Source organism: Parapedobacter sp. (assembly GCF_053550995.1).
The window spans coordinates 1-5,384 of record NZ_JBMQOC010000018.1 but is presented as its reverse complement, the minus strand read 5'-3'; the positions used below and the strand labels follow the sequence as shown (position 1 = coordinate 5,384).

Here is a 5,384-nt window from a genome sequence, read left to right as displayed (position 1 = left end):
GGGGTAAGGTGCCTGGTTAAATTCGGATTGGCCAGTGCCTATCCGAATTTAACCATGGGATGTTTTGATTCCACCGTGGTAAAATTGGATTAACCTGCGGTCGATTTGAGTCCGACCACGGTACGTTTCGATTTGACCATGGTGCTTTTTGATTTTACCATGGTGGTTTTTGATCTTCCCTTCTTTCATTCGGATTTTACCGTGGCTCAGTCAGATCTTACCGAGGTAAATTTTGATTTTACCATGGTAGATTCCAATCCGACCTAACTAAGGTTCGTTTTTACCACGGTAATTTTCGGTTCGACCTAAGCGAGTTTTGATTTCACCACGGTAGATTTCCATCCGACCTAGGTAAGTTTCAATTTCAACGTGGTAGATTCCGATTCGACTCTTGCAAGATGAGAATTTACCTATGTACATTTCAATTTTACCTGGGTAAATTCCCGTTTCCTCGAGGGAAATTCTGATTTTACCTAGGTAAGCTCTTTGCGAAAAACGCAAAAATCGATGCTTTTGATACAACCGGACCACATTCACCAAAAAAAGTGCGCCAAAAAGATTTTCGGGGTACCCCGAAAAATGGCTCACTTTTATTTGTTTTTCTCCTTTGGGAGGCTTTGAAGTTAATTCCATCGAATTCGAGACGGAATTAAAAACATGTCGGGTTCAGACAGCTTCCCCCTTGAAGCAACAATCGAACCGTTGGTCGTACTAAGCGTGTCATTTAACCTTTGAACGTTCCGATTCCACATGGCAAAGTTTTTAAAAATAGGCTACTTTTGTTTATCTTAGTATGAACCATGGTTGACTTCAGCAATTTTACTTTTATGACCAGCGCCTTCCTCGCCGCAGCACTTTTATTTCCGCTAGCGGGACCAGCTCAGCAACCGGCAGATACCCTATCCGTTAGTGGCATCTATCCACATCTGGCGATGTATAACAATGAAGGTGAATGCGGTACCGGCGCCGTGGTACCGTGGGCAGGTAAGCTATGGGCAATTACATACGGTCCGCATTTACCCTTCGGGTCGTCAGATAAATTGTATGAGATTGCGCCCGATCTTACACGGATTATCCATGAGGAAAGCATCGGCGGTACGCCTGCCAACCGGATGATTCATCCGGAAAGCAACCAATTGTTCATTGGCCCTTACGCTATTGATGCCAACGGGAGCGTCCGTACGATTCCCTATAGCGACATGCCCGGCCGACATACAGGCAATGCCCGACACCTGACGGATCCTGCCAACCGTATTTACTACGGCACTATGGAGGAAGGGTTTTACGATGTCGATGTGCATACACTTAAAGCTACCTGGATCACGTCGGATGAAAACCTTAAAGACACGGATACACGGGGGGTACCGCGTGCAAACCTCGTGGGTTGGCATGGCAAAGGGATGTATTCCGGCCAAGGCGTAGTGGTATATAGCAACAACGGCGAACGCGGGAAACGGGCACTTGAAGAATTCGACGCACCCTCGGGCGGCTTAAGCGAATGGGACGGCAATTCCTGGAAGCTGATTCGCAGAATGCAATTTACCGAAGTTACAGGTCCGGGCGGTATCCACGGCAACCAAAATCCGGAATCGGATCCTATTTGGACAATCGGCTGGGATCACCGATCATTGGTATTGGGTGTCCGCGACCATGGATCATGGCACTTCTACCGACTGCCGAAAGCCAGCCATAGCTACGACGGGGCCCACGGATGGAATACGGAGTGGCCCCGGATACGGAATATTGGGACGGAGTCGGACCCCGATTACCTCATGACCATGCATGGCATGTTCTGGAGATTCCCCGGTACGTTCAGTTCCACCAACAATGCGGGTATACGCCCACGGTCAGCATACCTGAAGGTCGTTGGCGACTTCACCCGTTGGGGGGGTGGACTGGTGTTCGGTTGTGACGATTCGGCACAGCGGGAATTCCTCAACAAGCGGAAAGCCAAAGGGGATATTGGGGGGCCAGGGCAGTCCAATTCCAACTTGTGGTTCACCTCGTATGCATTGCCCGATGAATTGGGGCCGACGACGGCCGAAGGCGCCGTTTGGTTGGCAGAGGAGGTCAAACCCGATACACCCTCTGAACCTTTTCTCTTTGCAGGATGGGCCCGGCGAATGGCTTGGCTACATAATGGGAGCGACCATGATGTGAACGTGACGTTTGAGGTGGATGCGAATGGTACCGGTGAATGGACCGCGCTAAGCTCCGTGAATGTACCTGCAAATAACGGCACTTCCCACTTTTTTTCCAATCGTGACCAAGGGGAGTGGATTCGTGCGCGGGTAAGTGCACCCGCGAAATTATCCGTGCAATTCAACTATACCGATGTCGAAGAAAGGAATGAAGATCCGGACCCAATTTTTGCAGGTTTGCGGCCCATCGCACAATCGACATACACGGGTGGGCTCCTATACGGGCTGGGAAACAATCGCCGCGCGCTGGGACTGGCAGCAACAACTGTAGCGCAGGGAACATCCCGCCCGACGGGTTACTACGAACTCGATGAACACTTGAAATTGGTAAAGAAAACAGACGACACGACGGAATCTTTCATCCGGGAACGGTTTGCCATTCCCAAACAAGTGGTAACCATCGATCAGGCATCGGTATTGGTGATAGACGACAAAGGGCGGCGCTGGAGATTGCCTTTCGGCCCCGTCCCCTACACGGCCGCCACCCACGGCGGAGCATTGCGGGTCTGCCGCGAAGTAGCCACCGAGCGTGATTTATTTTCGTGTCATGGTACTTTTTACGAACTTCCTGCCGAAAATGCAGATGGCTACGCCAAAATCAGGCCGGTTGCTTCACACCCGTATGGCATCCAAGATTATGCGTCCTATCGGGGCATGCTGGTCATGACCGGTGTCAACCCCGAACGCATGAAATCACACAGTAGCGAGCATATTATCGTGGCCGACGACGGGAAAGCAGCCGTTTGGGTGGGAGCGATCGATGATTTGTGGAAGCTGGGGAAACCGACCGGTCACGGCGGCCCTTGGAACCATAGCCAAGTCAAGGCAAATGTACCGTCAGATGCTTATCTTATTGCGTTTTATGACAAACGCAGCCTCCATCTTTTGCATGATTCAGAAAAAGAGGTTACTTTCACGTTGCAGGCAGACCCCACTGGTCAGGGCATGTGGGTAGACTACAAGCACTTGAAGGTAGCGCCCGGACAAAACCTGGATTATGTGTTTCCGGAAGCTTTCCAGGCCCGTTGGGTCCGTCTGGTTAGCCATGCAGACTGCCAAGCTACGGCGACATTAAATTATGAATAAGGGATTACTGATTTGTTTATTGGTCGGGTGCGCGTATATAGTGAAGGCACGTATTCCGGCCGATCGTGCGGACTCGACAGCACGTACCGTCAACGAATATAACGGTGTCAACTATACCGTGCAGTTACAGAAAGACGGTGCCGGGAAGCCGGTGGGCTACCATGCCTACGTCTTTACACCGGTTTGCGAGGATGATCTCTGCAAGCCGGTGTACATCAACCTGTATTGGGATCTGCTGGGCAATTACATGCGTTATGAGGTTCCGTTGGACCAACCATTAACCAAACTTGACCATGTCGTGTTTACACCGGAAGAGTATGAAAAACTCCATGAGATGTTACAGGACGCCGAATCGCTTCTCAAAGATTATCAAATTGACGAACTCGTCGAATCAGCGTCTAACGCCCGTCCGGGGGGAGACGTGGATGCCGTAACGGGAGCAACAGCTAAATCCCTGCAAGCTGTGGTTATCCCAGGTGCGCTCTATACCTGTTATACGCTTTGGCATATCGTGCATGGCCGTGTGCGGGATACAATTGCGTCTGTTACCGATTCACTGGTCTCCCCGTCGCTGCTATTGCATTTCCTCCGTAGCGGCAATTATCGTTACCAGCATTATGCCCTGGACCGGGCGATGGATGGGCAGGGTAACATCGAACCGGATTTCGAGCAGGATGTAGTCAACCTCATCGGCAGTCCGAATATTTTCTTGGCCCAACGGGTATTGAAGGCCATTGCTCCCGGTTATCTGCAAAGCGCCGAGCGGCAGCACTGGCTGGGCCAACTATTTATCGATGCCAATTACCGGTTCCAATTGGCACTGCTTGCTAAGCTGCAGGATGTACCGCTAGATAAAGTACTGACAAAGATGCTGAAAGCCCACCAGCACGACTTCAATGAAGAGATAGCCACGAAAATTGAACAGTTATTAAATAAAAAATCATGAGCAATTGGTTAAGAAAGTATGTTGTTTCCCTGTCCTTGCTTATCGCCCTCTTCCATCTCGGCATTGCACAGGACCAAATATTGGTAGAGGCGGAATCGTTCGGCAAGACCGGGGGTTGGGTGGTTGACCAACAGTCGTTTCCAGTGATCCACTCGTCTTATCTGATGGCACATGGTATGGGACGCCCGGTAGCGGATGCGGCAACCCAGGTGCATTTTGCAGAAAAGGGCACCTATCATCTCTGGGTACGCACAAAAGACTGGGCACCGTTCCCCAAAGGGCCGGGGAAGTTTGAAGTATGGATAGACGGCAAACCGGTCGGTGGCGTATTCGGCGAGAGCGGAAAGGTCGACTGGATGTGGTATGAGGGCGGAAAGGTAACGATCAATCGGGACAGCGTCGAAATCCGATTGAAAGATTTGACGGGCTTCAACGGCCGCTGCGATGCGCTGTTGTTCACACGCTCAGCCGCCGAACCTCCGCAGGATTCGGCCGGCATGGCCTTGCTCCGGAAAAAATTGCTCCATTTGGATGACACACGCCAAGATGCGGGGCATTTTGATTTGGTGGTGGTAGGAGGAGGCATCGCAGGTACATGCGCAGCCATATCGGCGGCTCGCCTGGGGCTCACGGTTGCGTTGATCCAGGACCGTCCGGTACTTGGGGGCAATAATAGCTCCGAAGTACGCGTGCACCTGATGGGCGATGTCGATAAAAACCATTACCCAAAACTTGGCCGCATTGTCAGGGAATTGGATAACGGCGACCCGGGGAATGGTAATCCAAACGCGAAGGAATACGGCGATAAACGGAAGACCGACATCATCAAATACGAGAAAAACATCAGCCTATTCCTCAATACCCACGTGTATCAGGTAGAAATGGATGGCGACCGGATTGCAGCGGTTATCGGACGTAATATACGGACCAACCGGGAAACAAGGTTTACCGGGACCTATTTTTCGGATTGCACGGGCGACGGAACGGTAGGTTACCTGGCCGGCGCAGATTACCGCATGGGTAGGGAAAGCCGCGCCCAAACCGGGGAGTCGTTTGCTCCGGAAAAATCGGATGACTTTACGCTGGGCACGTCCAACCTTTGGGCTTCGTTGCCCGTGGATTCGGCAACCACCTTCCCTGAGACCCCATGG

Annotated in this window: 5 protein-coding genes; 4 read left to right on the top strand and 1 reads right to left on the bottom strand. The window is 51.5% G+C overall.

Annotated elements, in window-relative coordinates; all coding sequences use genetic code 11:
* The first annotated feature begins 105 nt into the window (after positions 1-105).
* Entirely contained in the window at positions 106-267 is a 162-nt protein-coding gene (locus ACO1NT_RS02740) for a hypothetical protein (RefSeq protein WP_449046867.1), read from the top strand.
* Here ACO1NT_RS02740 and ACO1NT_RS02735 read toward each other — a convergent pair whose 3' ends face one another.
* The gene (locus ACO1NT_RS02735) at positions 268-633 is read right to left on the bottom strand and encodes a hypothetical protein (RefSeq protein WP_449046866.1); all 366 of its coding nucleotides are present in this window, start codon (positions 631-633) and stop codon (positions 268-270) included.
* A gap of 167 nt (positions 634-800) precedes the next feature.
* Here ACO1NT_RS02735 and ACO1NT_RS02730 point away from each other — a divergent pair, with 167 nt between their 5' ends.
* The 3 genes from ACO1NT_RS02730 to ACO1NT_RS02720 all read left to right on the top strand — a co-directional run.
* Positions 801-3,287: a hypothetical protein gene (locus ACO1NT_RS02730; RefSeq protein WP_449046865.1), complete on the top strand. Its 2,487-nt coding sequence runs from the start codon at positions 801-803 to the stop codon at positions 3,285-3,287.
* Entirely contained in the window at positions 3,280-4,233 is a 954-nt protein-coding gene (locus ACO1NT_RS02725) for a hypothetical protein (protein ID WP_449046864.1), read from the top strand. The genes ACO1NT_RS02730 and ACO1NT_RS02725 overlap by 8 nt, the downstream gene beginning before the upstream one ends.
* A partial coding sequence (locus tag ACO1NT_RS02720) for an FAD-dependent oxidoreductase (protein ID WP_449046863.1) occupies positions 4,230-5,384 on the top strand: 1,155 nt, incomplete at its 3' end. The genes ACO1NT_RS02725 and ACO1NT_RS02720, both read left to right, overlap by 4 nt.

Excerpts from the sequence above, each read along its gene's own strand:
- ACO1NT_RS02735 (WP_449046866.1), bottom strand. The coding sequence starts at position 633 with ATGGAATTAACTTCAAAGCCTCCCAAAGGAGAAAAACAAATAAAAGTG.
- ACO1NT_RS02730 (WP_449046865.1), top strand. The coding sequence starts at position 801 with ATGGTTGACTTCAGCAATTTTACTTTTATGACCAGCGCCTTCCTCGCC.
- ACO1NT_RS02725 (WP_449046864.1), top strand. The coding sequence starts at position 3,280 with ATGAATAAGGGATTACTGATTTGTTTATTGGTCGGGTGCGCGTATATA.